At 37.9% G+C, this 2772-nt stretch carries 1 protein-coding gene and 1 pseudogene; both read left to right on the top strand.

Going from position 1 to position 2772, the window contains the following annotated elements; all coding sequences use genetic code 11:
• Nucleotides 1–740, top strand: a pseudogene (locus F6K49_RS39785) (hypothetical protein); the annotation flags it as partial.
• A 110-nt stretch (nucleotides 741–850) separates the two neighbouring features.
• Nucleotides 851–2772, top strand: a 1922-nt coding sequence (locus tag F6K49_RS39780) for an effector-associated domain EAD1-containing protein (protein WP_293106200.1), incomplete at its 3' end; no start/stop codon positions are given.

Raw genomic sequence — 2772 nt, 5'->3', positions numbered from 1 at the left:
AGGAAAAAATCAGGAACATGCCCCCGAGAAGGCGAAAAGTGTTGGAGGCAATGCTTGGTGGCATGACAGATCAAGAAATCAAAGACAAGGTGCTGAATGTCTATAATAAATCTACGGTAAGAAAGCATTTTTCTAATCTATATAAAGATTTTAATATTGAAGCTAATGGTTTTAATTGTCGTTGTGAGTTAGTTGAAATTGTTAATACCTATAAGCCAGAGTTAGTGGCTGAGCAAGTCTTAAAAGATTGCGAATTATCGCTTTTGTCGTTTGACCAGATGGTGCGTTACGGGACAGATTTTATTAACACTGGCTACCAAGACAATAATGGCTCCCCCGTCCCTAACACACCCTACGAACATTTACAAAAGCGATCGCGTATTCTTAGTAAAGAAGCTTTGTTAGATAGCAATCCTATCCTTATTAAAGGTGTAGCTTTGATCAGCTTTGAGGACGAAGACGATGAGGGTAACATTACCCATAAAACCGTCGAAATAACTCCAGATGATCTTGATTGGGAAGTATGCAGTGTATACGAAAGATCGATGGGAAATGAAATAGGTTATGCAGCAACCTACTACTTTGATACAGGAGAGATAGAGTGGACTGTTTGGGAATATCCAATCGGTCTTAAAAACTACAGCGACTACACAATTGAAGGAGGTGCTTTGGTCAAGGATTTTAGTTGCCTGGAAGTTAATAATGCAGAGCCTTATCCAGAAGATATTTATCCAGAATAGCCTTATAAATAGGTGTTATATCTTGCCCACTTTCAGTAGAACGAAAAGTTTTAAAAGTTTATCTAAAAATAAGGCTAAACCTCGCCAATCGAGATAAAAATTACGGAAAAATGCAAAATACTGGTGGTATTCACCCTAAATACAAAAACTACGAGCGCCAAAAGTGCTTCATAGGACATTCCCTTGGGGCTGAATGGTGCGCAGACCTCCAAAGTGCCTGTGACGAAATTTTACCAAAGTTTAACTTAGAGCCGTGGTATGCTGCTGACCAGTTTACACCTACCCAAACTCTGCGGGAAAAAGTTGTTGAGTTAATCGCTAATTCACGTTTTGGAATTTACGACATATCAAGCTGGGAAGATAGAGATGGTAATTGGCAGCTTCCACGCAATGTTTACCTAGAATTAGGCATTGCCATTGCCCTTAATCGTCCCACCCTTTTGCTACGTCACACTAGTAATCAAGAATTACAATTACCTAAATGCTTACAAAGTATAAAAATACTTGACTTTGCTGGTATTGTAACCCTAAAAAAGGCTTTAGACGCTCAATTACCACAGTGGATTGATGTTCCCCCTGACCGGGATTGGCTAAACCGTTTCTGCATATTTGGTAATCAAGTCTGTTCTTTTAGAGACAAACATCCTTGGGAGCAAAAATGGGGACAAGAAAAAATCACCTGTCATATTTCTGACGGTTTTGATAAAAATCATCCTCGCTATCACCAATCAGAATGTGAGGAAATTCGGGGAGTATTTGAAAATATTTTTAATCGCTATAGTAATTTAACTTTTAATTATCTGGATGAACTATCTCTTGTTGATGGTTATCAATACCTGCTATGTAGTCATTGTCAAACCGTACGTTCTACTCCCTTTGCCCTATACCGAATTTTACCAAATACTTCGGCAGAAACTTTTATTGCCATTGGCATGAGCCTGGCTTTAGACAAATTATTTGAGTCTAATATTCCTAGAGTGATTTTGGTTAAAAGTGAACGAGACTTACCCTCATTATTGCGTGGATATGATGTAGTTGAGGCTTGTAATAGTAAGGAAATAAAACAGAAGCTTAAGGAGCGTTTACCAAAAATTTTGAATATGGTAAGGGAGACAACCTGGAAGCCAAGACCCTTACCATTTATTGATAATTTAGTCGATACAACCAGTGAAGATGAACAAGAACAAATAGTAAATACAGATACTAATTATTTGAATAGTGAACGATTTGTTTATGTAGACAACTTATCTTATGAAATTACCAAAGAAGATATTGTAGAAGTCTGGTCAGAGTATGGACAAGTTGTAAAGGTTAATTTAAACACTGACTCTAATACAGCAAAGGCTCTTGTAGAAATGGCAGAAATTGATCAGGCAACTGCATCTATAGAAAACCTGGATGAGGCTGAATGGATGGGGCGTGTAATTAAAGTAAGACACCCTACTGCTGAGGATATTAGCCGTTTCCAATTGAATACAAAGTCTCAAGATGAACCAGACGGTAACGATAATGAGTTATCTAGTGCTATCAATAGACTATCCGGTCAGGAACTCAAGGAGTTAAACTATGCTATTTGTAGCGCTTTTCCAAGCAAAACTAACTTAGACATGATGGTTATTTACGGATTAAATATTAATTTAAATACCATAGCATCAGGAGACAATTTGAGGGAAATTGTTTTTAATTTAATTCAATGGGCTGAGTCAACTGGTAATTTAGAGAAGTTAGTGAAAGCTGCTTGTGATGAGAATCCTCATAACCGAGAGTTACAAGCTGTAAGGAAAAAAATATATCCTAAAGTTTCAGACATTGCTGCAGAGATTCAACAGCTACTGGAAGAGTTAGAAAAGTCCTATCCTATCGACACAACTAGAGGGAAAATAGCACTAGCTACTGAGGTAGTACAACAAATTGAAAACAACCCCACTTTGAGAGCCAGGGTGTTAAGGGTAGGTGCTGTAAACGCTTTTGAACAATTGCTCAGTCATCCAGCAGCTAGTTTTGTGATTGGTGCTCTGGAAGAATGGCAGCA

Source organism: Moorena sp. SIO3I6 (genome assembly GCF_010672095.1).
Note: the sequence above shows the minus strand (reverse complement) of the source record. Positions and strands in the feature narration are given on the sequence as shown.